The 13,678-nt window shown below is 46.6% G+C and carries 19 protein-coding genes; all 19 read left to right on the top strand.

The annotated features are described in order from the left end of the window. Window positions 1–11: 11 nt before the first annotated feature. The 19 genes from rplR (at window position 12) to GCWU000182_RS03845 (ending at window position 13,675) form a co-directional block, all read left to right on the top strand. A complete protein-coding gene (gene rplR, locus GCWU000182_RS03930) occupies window positions 12–374 on the top strand; it encodes a 50S ribosomal protein L18 (protein ID WP_023391469.1) in 363 nt (120 codons plus the stop codon). A gap of 20 nt (window positions 375–394) precedes the next feature. Beyond that, the gene (gene rpsE / locus GCWU000182_RS03925) at window positions 395–898 is read left to right on the top strand and encodes a 30S ribosomal protein S5 (RefSeq protein ID WP_023391468.1); all 504 of its coding nucleotides are present in this window, start codon (window positions 395–397) and stop codon (window positions 896–898) included. Between the two features lie 13 nt (window positions 899–911). Further along, window positions 912–1,091 carry a 50S ribosomal protein L30 gene (gene rpmD, locus GCWU000182_RS03920; RefSeq protein ID WP_023391467.1) on the top strand — a complete coding sequence of 60 codons (180 nt, stop codon included), beginning with the start codon at window positions 912–914 and terminating at the stop codon, window positions 1,089–1,091. 34 nt (window positions 1,092–1,125) lie between these two features. Further along, window positions 1,126–1,566 (top strand): 50S ribosomal protein L15, encoded by a 441-nt coding sequence (rplO, locus tag GCWU000182_RS03915; protein WP_023391466.1) that lies wholly within the window; start codon window positions 1,126–1,128, stop codon window positions 1,564–1,566. Beyond that, entirely contained in the window at window positions 1,566–2,855 is a 1,290-nt protein-coding gene (gene secY / locus GCWU000182_RS03910; protein ID WP_023391465.1) for a preprotein translocase subunit SecY, read from the top strand. Before rplO ends, secY begins: the two co-directional genes overlap by 1 nt. A gap of 35 nt (window positions 2,856–2,890) precedes the next feature. Then, entirely contained in the window at window positions 2,891–3,550 is a 660-nt protein-coding gene (locus GCWU000182_RS03905; RefSeq protein ID WP_035364040.1) for an adenylate kinase, read from the top strand. Between the two features lie 34 nt (window positions 3,551–3,584). Continuing rightward, window positions 3,585–3,803, top strand: a complete 219-nt coding sequence (gene infA, locus GCWU000182_RS03900; protein ID WP_023391463.1) for a translation initiation factor IF-1 — start codon at window positions 3,585–3,587, stop codon at window positions 3,801–3,803. Window positions 3,804–3,841: 38 nt separating this feature from the next. After that, window positions 3,842–3,955, top strand: a complete 114-nt coding sequence (gene rpmJ / locus GCWU000182_RS09775) for a 50S ribosomal protein L36 (RefSeq protein ID WP_083316295.1) — start codon at window positions 3,842–3,844, stop codon at window positions 3,953–3,955. A 21-nt stretch (window positions 3,956–3,976) separates the two neighbouring features. Continuing rightward, entirely contained in the window at window positions 3,977–4,339 is a 363-nt protein-coding gene (gene rpsM, locus GCWU000182_RS03895; RefSeq protein ID WP_023391462.1) for a 30S ribosomal protein S13, read from the top strand. 34 nt (window positions 4,340–4,373) lie between these two features. After that, window positions 4,374–4,769, top strand: coding sequence for a 30S ribosomal protein S11 (gene rpsK, locus GCWU000182_RS03890; RefSeq protein ID WP_023391461.1), 396 nt, complete (start codon window positions 4,374–4,376; stop codon window positions 4,767–4,769). A gap of 70 nt (window positions 4,770–4,839) precedes the next feature. Next, the gene (locus GCWU000182_RS03885) at window positions 4,840–5,784 is read left to right on the top strand and encodes a DNA-directed RNA polymerase subunit alpha (RefSeq protein ID WP_023391460.1); all 945 of its coding nucleotides are present in this window, start codon (window positions 4,840–4,842) and stop codon (window positions 5,782–5,784) included. A 42-nt stretch (window positions 5,785–5,826) separates the two neighbouring features. Continuing rightward, window positions 5,827–6,207: a 50S ribosomal protein L17 gene (gene rplQ / locus GCWU000182_RS03880; protein ID WP_023391459.1), complete on the top strand. Its 381-nt coding sequence runs from the start codon at window positions 5,827–5,829 to the stop codon at window positions 6,205–6,207. Between the two features lie 288 nt (window positions 6,208–6,495). After that, window positions 6,496–7,335, top strand: a complete 840-nt coding sequence (locus tag GCWU000182_RS03875) for an energy-coupling factor ABC transporter ATP-binding protein (protein WP_023391458.1) — start codon at window positions 6,496–6,498, stop codon at window positions 7,333–7,335. Beyond that, entirely contained in the window at window positions 7,305–8,201 is an 897-nt protein-coding gene (locus GCWU000182_RS03870; protein WP_023391457.1) for an energy-coupling factor ABC transporter ATP-binding protein, read from the top strand. The genes GCWU000182_RS03875 and GCWU000182_RS03870 overlap by 31 nt, the downstream gene beginning before the upstream one ends. Then, a complete protein-coding gene (locus GCWU000182_RS03865) occupies window positions 8,191–9,000 on the top strand; it encodes an energy-coupling factor transporter transmembrane component T family protein (RefSeq protein ID WP_023391456.1) in 810 nt (269 codons plus the stop codon). The genes GCWU000182_RS03870 and GCWU000182_RS03865 overlap by 11 nt, the downstream gene beginning before the upstream one ends. A 4-nt stretch (window positions 9,001–9,004) precedes the next feature. Then, window positions 9,005–9,778: a tRNA pseudouridine(38-40) synthase TruA gene (gene truA, locus GCWU000182_RS03860; RefSeq protein WP_023391455.1), complete on the top strand. Its 774-nt coding sequence runs from the start codon at window positions 9,005–9,007 to the stop codon at window positions 9,776–9,778. Window positions 9,779–9,900: 122 nt separating this feature from the next. Next, entirely contained in the window at window positions 9,901–11,514 is a 1,614-nt protein-coding gene (locus tag GCWU000182_RS03855) for a peptide ABC transporter substrate-binding protein (protein WP_023391454.1), read from the top strand. A gap of 311 nt (window positions 11,515–11,825) precedes the next feature. After that, on the top strand, window positions 11,826–12,758 hold the full coding sequence (locus GCWU000182_RS03850) for an ABC transporter permease (RefSeq protein WP_023391453.1): 933 nt from the start codon (window positions 11,826–11,828) through the stop codon (window positions 12,756–12,758). Beyond that, window positions 12,755–13,675 carry an ABC transporter permease gene (locus tag GCWU000182_RS03845; protein ID WP_023391452.1) on the top strand — a complete coding sequence of 307 codons (921 nt, stop codon included), beginning with the start codon at window positions 12,755–12,757 and terminating at the stop codon, window positions 13,673–13,675. Before GCWU000182_RS03850 ends, GCWU000182_RS03845 begins: the two co-directional genes overlap by 4 nt. The last annotated feature ends 3 nt before the right edge of the window (window positions 13,676–13,678 follow it).

The following is a 13,678-nucleotide window of genomic DNA, read 5'->3' as shown; positions in this document are numbered from 1 at the left end:
AACTTAAAGAGGTGAAAATTGTGATTACAAAACCAGATAAAAACAAAGTACGTCGTAAAAGACATGCTCGCGTAAGAAACAAAATCTCTGGTACTGCTGAGTGCCCACGCTTGAACGTGTTCCGTTCCAACACGCACATCTACGCTCAATTAATTGATGACGTAGCGGGTGTGACGCTTGCAAGTGCCTCTAGTAATGACAAATCAGTGACAGGGACCAAAGTTGAACAAGCTTCAGCTGTAGGTAAATTAGTTGCTGAACGTGCGGTAGCAAAAGGCTTCAAGAAAGTTGTCTTCGACCGCGGTGGGTACCTATATCACGGTCGTGTGAAAGCTTTGGCTGAAGCAGCTCGTGAAAACGGCCTAGAATTTTAATAGAAGGAGGATACTAGTTCATGGTTCACATCAATCCAAATACCTTGGAAAACATCGAAGAACGCGTTGTGACGATTAACCGTGTTACCAAAGTTGTTAAGGGTGGACGTCGTCTACGTTTCTCAGCTTTAGTAGTTGTCGGTGATAAGAACGGTCACGTTGGCTTTGGTACTGGTAAAGCTCAAGAAGTTCCAGAAGCAATCCGTAAAGCTATCGAAGATGCGAAGAAAAACTTAATCGAAGTACCATTGACCGGAACCACAATTCCTCACGAAGCAATTGGCGAATTCTGTGGTGGTCGTGTCTTAATCAAACCAGCACCAGCCGGTTCTGGGGTTGCAGCAGGTGGTCCTGTTCGTGCCGTAATGGAATTAGCAGGGGTAGCTGACGTAACAAGTAAGTCTCTTGGTTCTAACACACCAATCAACATGGTGCGTGCGACTGTAGAAGGCTTGAAACAATTGAAAGTAGCTGAAGAAGTTGCTGCTTTACGTGGCAAATCAGTCGAAGAAATTTTAGGCTAAGGAGGACAATCAAATGGCGAACTTACAAATCCAATTGAAACGCAGCTTGATCGGTCGTCCTAAAAATCAAATCCAAACTGCTAAGGCTTTAGGTTTAACTAAGACTTACAAGACCGTTGTTAAACCAGACAACGAAGCAGTTCGTGGGATGATCAATACGATCAGTCACTTAGTTGAAGTAAAAGAAGCATAAAAATTAGAGACTAATACAAGGAGGTGCCACAGGAATGAAACTTCATACATTAAAACCTGCTGAAGGTTCACGTCAAGAACGTAACCGTGTCGGTCGTGGTCAAGGTTCCGGTAACGGTAAAACTGCTGGTCGCGGTCAAAAAGGTCAAAAAGCCCGTTCTGGCGGTGGCGTACGTTTAGGTTTCGAAGGTGGACAAACTCAATTGTTCCGTCGTTTACCAAAACGTGGATTCAACAACATCAACCGTAAAGAATATGCAGTCGTTAACTTGGAAGCTCTCAACCGCTTCGAAGACGGTACGACAGTTACACCAGCTCTCTTAGTTGAAGCAGGTGTCGTTAAGAAAGAATTATCAGGAGTAAAAATCTTAGGTAATGGTCAACTTGAAAGAAAATTAACTGTTCAAGCAGCCAAATTCTCTAAAGGTGCAGAGCAAGCAATTACTGCAGCTGGTGGATCAATCGAGGTGATCTAATGTTTACCTTCATTAAAAATGCATTTGCGGATAAAGATACGCGTCGTCGCATCTTTTTCACGCTCTTCGTTTTTGCGGTATTCCGATTAGGGTCACATATTCCTGTACCTGGGGTTCGGGTTTCAGCGATTAATACTTTCGCTGAGAGCGGCCTCTTAGGCTTATTAAACACTTTCGGTGGCGGGGCCTTGAAGCGCTTCTCGCTCTTCGCCATGGGGGTTTCTCCATACATTACCGCCTCAATCATCATTCAGTTATTACAAATGGACATCGTGCCTAAGTTTACTGAATGGGCTAAGCAAGGGGAAGTTGGGCGTCGTAAGCTCAACCAATGGACCACTTATGTTGCCATTGCCCTTGGTTTAGTGCAATCTTACGGTATCGCCCTCGGTTTTAACCGGATGGCGCGTCTGGGCTTGATTGCCAACCCGACGACAACGCGTTACCTGACGATTGCCCTCATCTTAACAGCGGGTTCCATGTTCTTGGTCTGGTTGGGTGAGATGATTACCCGAAGCGGTGTCGGTAACGGCTTGTCCATGATTATCATGGCCGGGATCGTTGCAGAAGTGCCTAAGGAATTGATGGGTTATCTCCAACGCCATCTGGTAAATGGTGGAGATCATGCTATGACTAATATGTTGGCTTTAGCAGCTATTATCTTGGTCATTGTCATCTTAATCGTCATTATCGTTTTAATGGAACGGGCACAATTGCGAATCCCAATCCATTATTCTAAGAAAGCGTCAGGGGCGCGCTACTCAGCTCACCTCCCGCTTAAGATTAACTCAGCTGGGGTTATTCCAGTAATTTTCGCTAGCTCGTTCATTACAACGCCTCAGATGATATTCTCGTTTGTGACAGTCGATCGGACTAATCCATGGATGGACTTCCTGGTACAACTCTTCGACTACCAAACAGTCTACGGTGTAATCTTCTACACTGTCCTATTAATTGCGTTTACTTATTTCTATTCATTGATTCAAGTGAATCCGGAGAAAGTTGCCGAGAACTTGCAGAAGTCGAGCGGGTACATCCCAAGCGTTCGTCCTGGGAAAGATACCGAAACTTACTTAACAAAAGTAATCAACCGCTTGAGCGGAGTAGGCGCACTTTACTTGACTTTGATTGCGGTATTACCGATTGTGGCAGGGTTCTTCTGGAACTTAACGTCACGTATCTCACTCAGCGGGACCAGCTTGCTGATTGTGGTCGGGGTTGCCATTGAGACTGCTAAGCAGGTCGAAGGGCGCGTTATCAAACGCCGTTATCAAGGATTCATTCAATAATCATGTGTCAAATAGAAGTAAAGGGAAGATACAAGATGAATATTTTATTAATGGGTTTGCCTGGTGCCGGTAAAGGGACACAGAGTGAACGTCTAGTAAAAGATTATCAAATCGTACATATTGCAACTGGGGACATTTTCCGTGCTGCGATTCAGAACGAAACTCCACTTGGGCTCCAAGCCAAGGCTTACACTGACAACGGGAACCTAGTTCCTGATGAAGTGACCAACGCCATTGTACGTGAACGTTTAGCCCAAGACGACGTGAAAGCCCAAGGCTTCATGTTGGATGGCTACCCACGTACAAGCGCACAAGCTCAAGCGCTTGATCAAAACTTGGTGGAGTTAAACTCTCCAATCCATGCCGTTATCTATATCGATGTAGATCCAGAAGTCCTCAAGGATCGCTTGAGTGGCCGAATCATCTGCCGCAACTGTGGGGCAACCTACCACAAACTCTACAACCCACCGAAGGTTGAAGGGGTCTGTGACAATTGTGGTGCCAGTGATTTCTATCAACGTGAAGATGACAAGCCTGAGAAAGTTGCATATCGTATCAATCTCCAAATGGAATCAATTCGACCAATACTGGATTATTATGAGGAACGTGGGCTTCTTTACCGAGTGGATGGTCAACAAGCCATCGACAAGGTCTACGAAGATATCCGCCAGATTTTGTCCTCAGTGGCACAATAGCCTAACAGTAAGTTGGTAAGAGGAGGAAGTATGAATGGCTAAAGATGATGTAATTGAAGTTGAAGGTACAGTCATTGAAACTTTACCAAATGCAATGTTTAAGGTTGAATTAGAGAATGGGCATGAAATACTGGCTCACGTTTCAGGTAAAATCCGGATGAACTACATCCGCATCTTACCAGGAGATAAGGTAACGATTGAATTATCTCCTTACGATTTGACACGTGGTCGTATTACCTACCGCTTTAAGTAAACCGTTCCGTTTCGAATTTAAGGAGGGAATTAGTTAAGATGAAAGTTAGAGCATCTGTAAAGCCAATTTGCGAAAAATGTAAAATCATTCGTCGCAACGGCAATGTGATGGTAATTTGCGAAAATCCAAAACATAAACAACGTCAAGGTTAATAAGAAGGAGGTGCCAGATAAATGGCTCGTATTGCTGGAGTAGATATTCCGCGTGAAAAACGTGTAGTAATCTCATTAACATACATCTACGGTATTGGTTTGAAAACTGCACAACAAGTATTAAAACAAGCAAACGTTTCTGAAGACACTCGCGTTAAGGACTTATCAAACGATGAGCTCGACCGTATCCGTGAAATCATTGACGGCCTCAAAGTTGAAGGGGACTTACGTCGTGAAATTAGCTTGAACATCAAGCGTCTCCAAGAAATCGGTTCTTACCGTGGCTTACGTCACCGTCGTGGCTTGCCAGTTCGTGGTCAAAACACCAAGAACAACGCTCGTACACGTAAAGGACCTAAGAAAATGGTCACTGGTAAAAAATAATACTCGAATATAGAATGAAGGAGGTATAAACTTCATGGCAAAGAAAAAACAAGTTGCACGTCGTCGCCGTCGTGTTAGAAAAAATGTCGAGAAAGGTGTAGCACACATTCGCTCTACATTCAACAACACTATTGTTATGATCACTGACGTGAATGGTAATGCTATTTCATGGTCATCCGCAGGTTCATTAGGTTTCCGTGGTTCTAAGAAATCTACCCCATTCGCTGCACAAATGGCTTCAGAAGTGGCTGCTAAAGGTGCTATGGATCACGGGATGAAGACTGTTGAAGTAACAGTAAAAGGCCCAGGTTCAGGTCGTGAGTCAGCAATTCGTTCATTGCAAGCTACAGGTTTAGAAGTAACCGCCATCCGCGACGTTACCCCTATTCCTCACAACGGTTGCCGTCCTCCAAAACGTCGCCGCGTATAATCTAGATGACTCAAGCAACTGTGAAGCGCGTTATTACCAAGACTAACGTTTTGAAAGGGGAATATAATCGATGATCGAAATTGAAAAGCCAGAAATTAAAACGATTGAAGTCAGTGACGATGCCAAATTTGGTAAAATTGTCGTTGAACCACTTGAACGTGGATATGGAACAACCCTTGGAAATTCATTACGTCGTATTTTATTATCTTCATTACCTGGTTCCGCTGTTACTAGCATCCAGATTGATGGAGTACTGCATGAATTTGCTACAGTTGAAGGTATCGTGGAAGATGTTCCAACGATTATCTTGAACTTGAAGAAATTAGCATTGAAACTTCACACTCAAGAGTCAAAAGTAATTGAATTAAACGTCACCGGTCCAAAAGTTGTGACCGCAGCTGATATTATGCATGATAACGATGTGCAAATCCTCAACCCTGAGCTCTACATTTGCACCCTGGCTGATGGCGCTGAATTGAAGATGCGTCTCAACGTAGCCAACGGTCGTGGTTATGTACGGAGTGAACACAACAAACGGGAAGACATGCCAATCGGCGTCTTACCAATCGATTCGATCTATACCCCAATTAAGAAGGTAAACTATCAAGTCGAAAACACCCGTATCGGGCAAAAGAACGTTTATGATAAATTAACTTTAGATATTTGGACCGACGGTTCAATTAGTCCTGAAAAATCATTAAGTTTAGCCGCTAAAATCTTAACGGAGCACTTGAATATCTTCGTTAACCTCAACGATGAAGCGCGTCAAACTGAAATTATGGTTGAGAAGGAAGAAGCTGAAAAAGAGAAAATGTTAATCATGACGATTGAAGAGTTAGACTTATCCGTTCGTTCATACAACTGTTTGAAACGCGCGGGTATCAACACGATTCAAGAGTTGACTAACAAATCAGAAGCAGAAATGATTAAAGTACGTAACCTTGGCCGTAAATCATTAGAGGAAGTCAAACAAAAATTGGCTAACCTTGAGTTGAGCTTACGCCAAGACGACTAGTATAGGATATTTCATATTCAAAGCAAAGGAGGAAACTGAATAATGGCATACCGCAAATTAGGACGTAAGAGCGCACAACGTAACGCATTATTGCGTGACTTAACTACTGATGTGATCGTATACGGCCGTATCGAAACCACAGAAACTCGTGCCAAAGAAGTACGTAAATTCGTTGATCAAATGATTACCTTAGGTAAAAAAGGTGACTTAGCATCACGCCGTCGTGCTGCAGCATTCTTGCGTAACGAGATTGCTAGCGCAACCGTTGAAGGGGATCAAGTCGTTGTTGAACGTGTCTTGACTCGTTTGTTCGGTGAGTACGCTGAGCGCTACGCTGACCGCCAAGGTGGCTACACCCGTGTCTTGAAGACCGGCCCACGTCGTGGTGATGGCGCCCCAATGGCAATCATCGAATTAGTATAATAGAGTGAGAATTCGCTTTATGATGAGGAGTGTGACGATTCTGTAGCCTTGCTAACCAACTACAGGGTCTAGCTCTATAGCACGATTGGGGGAGCCCTGCTTCCCCAATCGCTAGCTATCATCGTAAAAGTGATTTTTTTTTGGACTTATACTCAAATTCTTGAAAGTGACGCCCCCAGGTGGTAGAGTAAGGGGGTGAGTTGCTTTCATAGCTAAGTCCAGGCAGGAAACTGGCTTTAGCTATGAAAGTAGCAAGGAGGCCCCAGGGGCAGAGAGGATGAAACAGACATGGCAGCAAGCGTTGTAAAACTATCGCATATCGATTTTCGTTACTATGGTAGCGAGGTCAATTCCCTGACCGATGTCTCCCTAGAAATCAAGGAAGGCGAATGGGTGGCCATTATTGGGCCAAACGGCTCAGGTAAGTCTACCCTAGCCAAAATTATGAATGGCCTCCTCGTGCCTGCGGCAGGCCAGGTAACCATTAAGGATTTAACTATTGACGAAGAGACCGTTTGGGAAGCGCGTCGCTCAGTGGGCATGGTCTTCCAGAACCCTGATAACCAGTTTGTTGGGTCGACGGTAGAAGATGATGTGGCCTTCGGTTTGGAGAATAATGGAGTGCCACGCCAGGAGATGATCACCCGGATCGAAGAGGCGCTGGCTGAGGTTCGGATGTCAGAATTTAAGGCCAAGGAGCCTGCTCGCCTATCGGGTGGCCAGAAGCAACGAGTAGCCTTGGCTAGCATCTTGGCTTTACGACCTGACATTATTATCTTGGATGAAGCGACTTCTATGTTGGACCCTAACGGTCGCCAAGAAGTGATTGCTGCCATCCGTAAGATTAAGGAACGCTTTAATCTGACGGTTATTTCCATTACCCATGATTTGGACGAAGCTAGCTTGGCTGACCGTATCCTCATGATGCAGGGCGGCCGCCTAGTTCAAGACAAGAAACCAGAAGAAATCTTCCTAATGGGTGAGCAATTAGTGGAACAGGGCTTGGATGTACCTTTTTCACAGAAACTTAAGGACGCTCTAGCTGCCCGCGGACTGGATGTGCCGGATAACTATCTCGATGAGGAGGCCTTATTGACATGGATCACACCATTGTATTTGACCAAGTAAGTTACCATTACAATGCCAATACGCCTTTTGAGGTAGCGGCCCTCTTCGACGTGAATTTAACCATTCCAGCCCATCAAGTGACTGCCGTCATCGGTCATACGGGTTCAGGTAAGTCGACTTTGATTCAACACCTTAATGTTTTGATTAAGCCAACCAAGGGGTCTGTACGTCTAGGGGATGTCTTGGTTACATCTACGGCTAAGTTACCTTCCCTCAAGCCCTTGCGTAAGCAGGTCGGTGTCGTCTTCCAATTCCCGGAAGCCCAGCTCTTCGAAGAGACAGTCCTCAAGGATGTCATGTTCGGACCTTTGAATTTCGGTGTCTCGGAAGAGGAAGCTCTCGCCATAGCTAAGGAGAAACTAGCTCTAGTCGGCATCAGTCCCGACCTCTATGAGCGCTCGCCTTTCGATCTCAGTGGGGGCCAAATGCGACGGGTGGCCATTGCCGGTGTTCTGGCCTTAGAACCGCAAGTGCTGGTCTTAGACGAGCCAACTGCCGGCCTAGACCCACTAGGCCAAGCCCAAATGTTGGATATGTTCATGCGCCTGCAAAAAGAGGACAAGTTGACCCTGGTCTTAATCAGCCACCAAATGGATGACGTGGCCCGCTATGCCGACCATGTCATTGTCATGGAAGGGGGCACGGTGGTTAAGACAGGTACGCCTGAACAGGTCTTCAGCCAGACGGATTGGCTACGGCAACGGCGCTTGGATGTGCCCCGCTCCATGCAGTTTCTGGAGAAATTACAGGAGCGCTTAGGGGACCAAGCCCTGGAAATTGACCAGGCCCCCCTGACCGTTGAAGCCTTAGCCGACTTGCTTATGGCCCATCTTCCAGCTAAGGAGGGGACCGGTCATGTTGGATAAAATGTTACTGGGACGCTATATTAATATGGATTCCTGGGTCCATCGACTGGATCCACGGACCAAGTTGCTAGCTTCTTTCTACTTTATTTTTGCGGTCTTCTTAGCCGATTCCTGGTTGGGGTATGCCATTTTGGCGCTCTTTACCCTCTTGGCTATTAAGTTGACCGGTCTTTCCTTTAAGTTCTTTATTAATGGGGTCAAGCCCATGATTTGGCTGATTCTCTTCACTGTGGTCTTCCAGATTCTCTTCACTAATGGGGGCCATGTCTTCTGGCAGTGGGGACCCTTTGTCCTCTCGACTGGAGGGCTGGAGAGTGGGGCCTTTATCTTCATGCGTCTGGTCCTCATTATTATGATGTCCACTATTCTAACCTTAACGACGGCGCCCCTGGAGCTAACGGACGGGATTGAACATCTCTTGCGGCCACTGGCTCGCTTTGGCTTCCCTGCCCACGAGTTGGCCCTCATGCTGGCTATCGCCTTGCGCTATGTGCCAACCCTCATGGATGAAGCCCAGAAAATTATGAACGCCCAACGCTCGCGTGGGGTAGAGTTCGATCAAGGCAGTCTCATGCAGAGAATGAAGGCTGTCGTACCAATTTTAGTGCCCCTTTTCATCTCTGCCTTCAACCGGGCCGAAGAAATGGCAACCGCCATGGAGGCGCGGGGCTATCGCGGAGCAGAAGGCCGTACCAAGTATCGCCAGTTGGCCTACAGCCCAGCTGATAGACAAGTGCGTTGGGCCTTGCTAGTCCTGACCTTAGCCTTATTAGCTAGCCGTTTCTGGCCAGTGGGGTGAGGCTATGCCACGTTATGCCATTCAACTCGCTTATGACGGTAGTCGCTTTGTCGGCTACCAAGTTCAGCCCAATGGCCCTTCTATTCAGGCCAATCTAGACGCGGCTCTAATCAAAATGGCCAAGTGCCCAGAAGGTGTGACCATTCCTACGGTGGCGTCAGGCCGGACTGATTCAGGTGTCCATGCCTTGGGCCAGGTAGTACATTTTGATTATCCTGCCCCTATGCCTCAACAAGCCATGCAAAGAGCGCTCAATGCCCTCTTGGATCCGGCGATTAAGGTAGTAGCAGTGGCCCGAGTAGCTGATGATTTTCATGCCCGCTACCATGCCATCGGTAAGGAGTATCGCTATCGGGTGGATATAGGCGCCTATGCCAATCCCTTCAAACGTCTCTACAGTCTCCACCATCCTTATCGCTATGACTTAGATCGAATCAATCAAGCCTTGGAGGCAGTGGTGGGAACCCACGACTTCACTAGCTTCTGTTCGACCAAGACCGATAAGGAAGACAAGGTACGGACCGTTCATCTGGCCCGAGTGTGGGAAGATAGGGACCAGCAGGAACTGGTCTTCCAGTTCCGGGGGACAGGGTTCCTCTATAATATGATTCGGATTCTGGTCGGGACCAGCCTACAAATTGGGGATGGGCTGCGTCCTGTCAATGAACTTGAGCGTTTAATCCAGGTTCAGAACCGCAAGGAAGCAGGGCCAACGGCACCGCCACAGGGACTTTATCTCCATCAGGTTTTCTATGAGCCATCGCCATTTAACAAATAACTAATCAAGCCCTCTTGCCTAGCAAGAGGGCTTGATCTTTGCTATTAAAAAAGCATTGACATTTGTTCAGAGTTCCCTTAAAATTAACTCATGTGATTTTAATTTAACCTAGGAGGATACTTATGAAACAAGTACTCAAGAAAACCTTGTTAGCCGGCGCTGCCTTTTTAGCCTTGGCTGCAAGCTTACCAACACCTTTGCCTGCACACGCTCAAGGTAAAGAAGTCAACACTGTTGTTTCCTCAGAAATGGCAAGCATCGACCCAGCCAAAGCGTCTGATGCGCCAAGCGGGAACATCATCCATAACGTCTTCGAAGGTTTGACCCGTGAATCGCAAGACTTCAAGAGCCAAGTGCCAGGTGTGGCCGAATCTTGGCAAGTCAGCGAAGATGGCAAGACCTATACCTTCAAACTACGTTCAGACGCTAAATGGTCTAACGGGGACCCTGTTACTGCAGGGGACTTCGAATATGCCTGGAAACGTGTCATCAATCCTGAAACAGGGGCTGACTACGCAGGGCTCTTCTTCGTTATCGAAGGGGCGCAAGCCTACAACGAAGGCAAAGGGAGTGCAGACCAAGTTGGGGTCAAAGCGGTTGACGACACGACCTTAGAAGTGAAGTTGGTTAACCCAACTGCTTACTTCTTAAGCTTAACTGCTTTCTATGCATTTGCACCTGTTAACAAGAAAGTGGTAGAAGCTAATGCTGACTGGGCTGACGACTTAAGCGACAAGTATGTCACTAACGGGGCTTTCAAGTTAGCTGAATGGAACCACAACTCAGATATCGCCTTAGAGAAGAATGACCAATACTGGGATAAGGACAATGTCAAGGTTGACCGTGTCAACGCGCAAATCGTGGAGTCTGATGCAACGGTTACTAAGATGTTCCAATCTGGTGAAATTGACTTTGTCAGCGCACCATTCGGGACCTTGTCTTTAGATTCTTTTGAAGGCTTCAAGAAACAAGGGATTCTCAATGTAGAGCCTCAATCTGCTATCTACGTCTACAAAATCAACACCAAGGACTCTGTAATGTCTAATGTCAATATCCGTAAGGCTTTGGCTTTAGCAATTGACCGTCAAGGTTTGGTAACTAACATTACCAAGGCTGAACAAAAACCTGCTAAGGGGATTGTGCCAGCCTCAGTTACTGGCTTCGAAGCAGACGCTAACTACTTCAAGGATGCCGACTATGAAGGCGCCAAAGAATACTTGGCTAAAGGGTTACAAGAATTAGGTCTCAAGGACCCAAGTGAATTGACCGTTAAGATTTCTATGAACACCAATGAAGCTCACGCAGCTATCGCTCAATACATCCAGGAAGGTTGGTCTAAGAACTTAGGGATCAAGGTAGAATTGGACAACTCTGAGTTCCAAGTTTACTTAGATCGTCTCAAGACCGGTGACTTCCAAGTGGCGCGTTTAGGTTGGTCTGGTGACTTCAACGATGCCTTAACCTTCTTAGATCAATACCGTAGCGCTGATGCAGGTAACAACTACACTGGTTGGGAAAATGCAGACTACGCTAAGTACCTAGAAGAAGCAGCCAAAGAAACAGACGCTAACAAACGTTTAGAAATTCTGAAGAAGGCTGAAAAAGTCTTAATGGACGAAATGCCAGTTATTCCAATCTATGACTATACTCATGTAAGTGTTAAGAAAGACAACATCAAGGGCTTAGCAACTTCGCCACTTGGTAAGATTGATTTGAAATACTTAGAGGTAGAATAAACCTCCAAGAATTAGGGCTGATTCCTAGCATCCCCTTGCTTAGCAAGGGGATATTTTTATGTCATGAAAACGCTCATTTTCGGAAAAAATATTGACAAATGGTGAATTTAAGATTAAAATTAATTCATGTGTTTTTAATCTTTCGATTGATTTTTGGTCAGCAAGAGGGGCGAAAAAGCTGACAGAGAGTCATCCTCACGCTTAGTAAAACAAATCTTAAGCCGTGATTTTAATGAGAGAATAGAAGTAGCAAATAAGAGGTCGGGTTTATACTGATCCCCCGCCCTTAAATTATTAGAGGAGGAGTAGACATGCGCAAATATATCTTCAAGCGCCTAATCTATATGGTCATTGCCTTATTCTGTATTATCACTTTGACCTTCTTCCTGATGCGAATTGCACCAGGGAACCCATTTGCCAGCGAGAAGGCCTTGCCGGCTAACATTCAAGCCCAGCTCAACAAGCAGTATGGCCTGAGCAACCCTTGGTATATCCAGTTCAGAGATTACCTAGTGGGCATTCTCAAGTTCGACTTCGGTTATTCCATGAAGTACCGGGGCCGTTCAACCAACGATATCATCTTTTCGAGTTTCCCAGTATCCTTAGCCCTAGGGATGCAAGCCTTGGTCATCGCCGTTGGTTTGGGGACGACCTTAGGGGTCATTTCTGCTACCTACCATAACAAGGTGCGCGACTATGCCGCGACCGTAGTGGCGGTGCTAGGGATTTCTGTACCTTCCTTTATCTTGGCAGGTTTAATCCAATACCTATTCGCCGTACAATTAGGTTGGTTCCCAGTGTCTGGTTGGAAAGGATTCAACTACACCATTCTACCATCCTTGGCTTTGGGCTTAGGATTCATGGGGAATATTGCCAAATTAACCCGTTCTAGTATGTTGGAACAGAATACTTCCGAGTATGTCAAGCTAGCTAAGGCCAAAGGCCTTAGCAAGTGGAAGATTGTCTTCAAGCATACCTTGCGGAATGCCCTCTTGCCAGTTGTGTCCTACTTAGGGCCACTCTTAGCTGGGGTTGTCACAGGTTCCTTCATTGTCGAAAACATCTTCGCCATTCCAGGTTTGGGTGGCCAGTTCGTTAAGTCCATTACCAACCGTGACTACACAGTCATTATGGGGACTACCGTCTTTTATTCCATCCTGCTCTTATTTGCAGTCTTAGTGGTGGATATTGTCTATATGTGGATTGATCCACGCATTAAGTTAGAAGGAGGCGAGTCAGCGTGAGCCAAGTAGAATATACAGCCCAAGATTTTGAGTTGGTCGGGATCAAAGAAGACCAGACTGACGTCTTAAGCCAGAAAACCACTTCCTTCTGGGGTCAAGTCTTCCATACCTTTGCCCGCAACAAGCTGGCCCTCTTCAGCGTGGCCTTGCTAGCGGTCATCGCCCTCTTAGCTATTTTCGTGCCTATGTTCTGGCCAATTAGCTTTAGTGATCAAACCGGCTCTTACAATACGGCCCCAAATGCTACCTATCTCTTCGGGACCGACAACCTGGGACGGGATGTCTTCGTCCGTGTCTGGGTAGGTGCCCGTATCTCCCTCTTCATCGGCTTAATCGCGGCGGTCATTGACCTAGTAATCGGCGTCCTCTGGGGCGCAACAGCCGGCGTCTTAGGCGGACGTGTGGACGATGTCATGATGCGGATTGCCGACGTCTTAACTGCCTTGCCTTATCTCTTGGTCGTAGTCCTAGTTATGGTGGTCCTAGACAAGGGCTTGCTGCCAATGATTGTGGCCCTATCCTTGACGGGCTGGGTACGTATGGCCCGGATTGTGCGGGGGGAAGTCCTGTCCATTAAGAACCAGGAGTATGTCTTAGCTTCTCGGACTTTGGGGGCTAGCACTTGGCACCTAATCCGTCGCCACTTGATTCCAAATGCCTTGGGTGGCATCATCGTCACCATGACCTTATCGATTCCGGGGGCAATCTTCACCGAGTCCTTCCTAAGCTATCTTGGTTTGGGGGTTACCCAACCCATGGCCAGCTGGGGGACCATGGCCTCCGAAGGGAACGAAGCCTTGGCAACGGCGCCATGGCGGCTTATCTTCCCGGCCTTGCTCATCTCCATTACCATCTTCGCCTTCAATACCATTGGCGATGGCTTGCGGGATGCCCTGGATCCAAAATTAAGAAAGTAGGGA

Origin of the sequence: Abiotrophia defectiva ATCC 49176 (genome assembly GCF_000160075.2) — a bacterium.
Lineage (GTDB): Bacteria > Bacillota > Bacilli > Lactobacillales > Aerococcaceae > Abiotrophia > Abiotrophia defectiva.
The sequence above is the reverse complement of the archived record's forward strand: the minus strand, read 5'-3'. Positions and strand labels throughout refer to the sequence as shown.

Coding starts and splice junctions, on each gene's coding strand:
- rpsE (WP_023391468.1), top strand. CDS start 395: ATGGTTCACATCAATCCAAATACCTTGGAAAACATCGAAGAACGCGTT.
- rpmD (WP_023391467.1), top strand. CDS start 912: ATGGCGAACTTACAAATCCAATTGAAACGCAGCTTGATCGGTCGTCCT.
- rplO (WP_023391466.1), top strand. CDS start 1,126: ATGAAACTTCATACATTAAAACCTGCTGAAGGTTCACGTCAAGAACGT.
- secY (WP_023391465.1), top strand. CDS start 1,566: ATGTTTACCTTCATTAAAAATGCATTTGCGGATAAAGATACGCGTCGT.
- GCWU000182_RS03905 (WP_035364040.1), top strand. CDS start 2,891: ATGAATATTTTATTAATGGGTTTGCCTGGTGCCGGTAAAGGGACACAG.
- infA (WP_023391463.1), top strand. CDS start 3,585: ATGGCTAAAGATGATGTAATTGAAGTTGAAGGTACAGTCATTGAAACT.
- rpmJ (WP_083316295.1), top strand. CDS start 3,842: ATGAAAGTTAGAGCATCTGTAAAGCCAATTTGCGAAAAATGTAAAATC.
- rpsM (WP_023391462.1), top strand. CDS start 3,977: ATGGCTCGTATTGCTGGAGTAGATATTCCGCGTGAAAAACGTGTAGTA.
- rpsK (WP_023391461.1), top strand. CDS start 4,374: ATGGCAAAGAAAAAACAAGTTGCACGTCGTCGCCGTCGTGTTAGAAAA.
- GCWU000182_RS03885 (WP_023391460.1), top strand. CDS start 4,840: ATGATCGAAATTGAAAAGCCAGAAATTAAAACGATTGAAGTCAGTGAC.
- rplQ (WP_023391459.1), top strand. CDS start 5,827: ATGGCATACCGCAAATTAGGACGTAAGAGCGCACAACGTAACGCATTA.
- GCWU000182_RS03875 (WP_023391458.1), top strand. CDS start 6,496: ATGGCAGCAAGCGTTGTAAAACTATCGCATATCGATTTTCGTTACTAT.
- GCWU000182_RS03870 (WP_023391457.1), top strand. CDS start 7,305: ATGGATCACACCATTGTATTTGACCAAGTAAGTTACCATTACAATGCC.
- GCWU000182_RS03865 (WP_023391456.1), top strand. CDS start 8,191: ATGTTGGATAAAATGTTACTGGGACGCTATATTAATATGGATTCCTGG.
- truA (WP_023391455.1), top strand. CDS start 9,005: ATGCCACGTTATGCCATTCAACTCGCTTATGACGGTAGTCGCTTTGTC.
- GCWU000182_RS03855 (WP_023391454.1), top strand. CDS start 9,901: ATGAAACAAGTACTCAAGAAAACCTTGTTAGCCGGCGCTGCCTTTTTA.
- GCWU000182_RS03850 (WP_023391453.1), top strand. CDS start 11,826: ATGCGCAAATATATCTTCAAGCGCCTAATCTATATGGTCATTGCCTTA.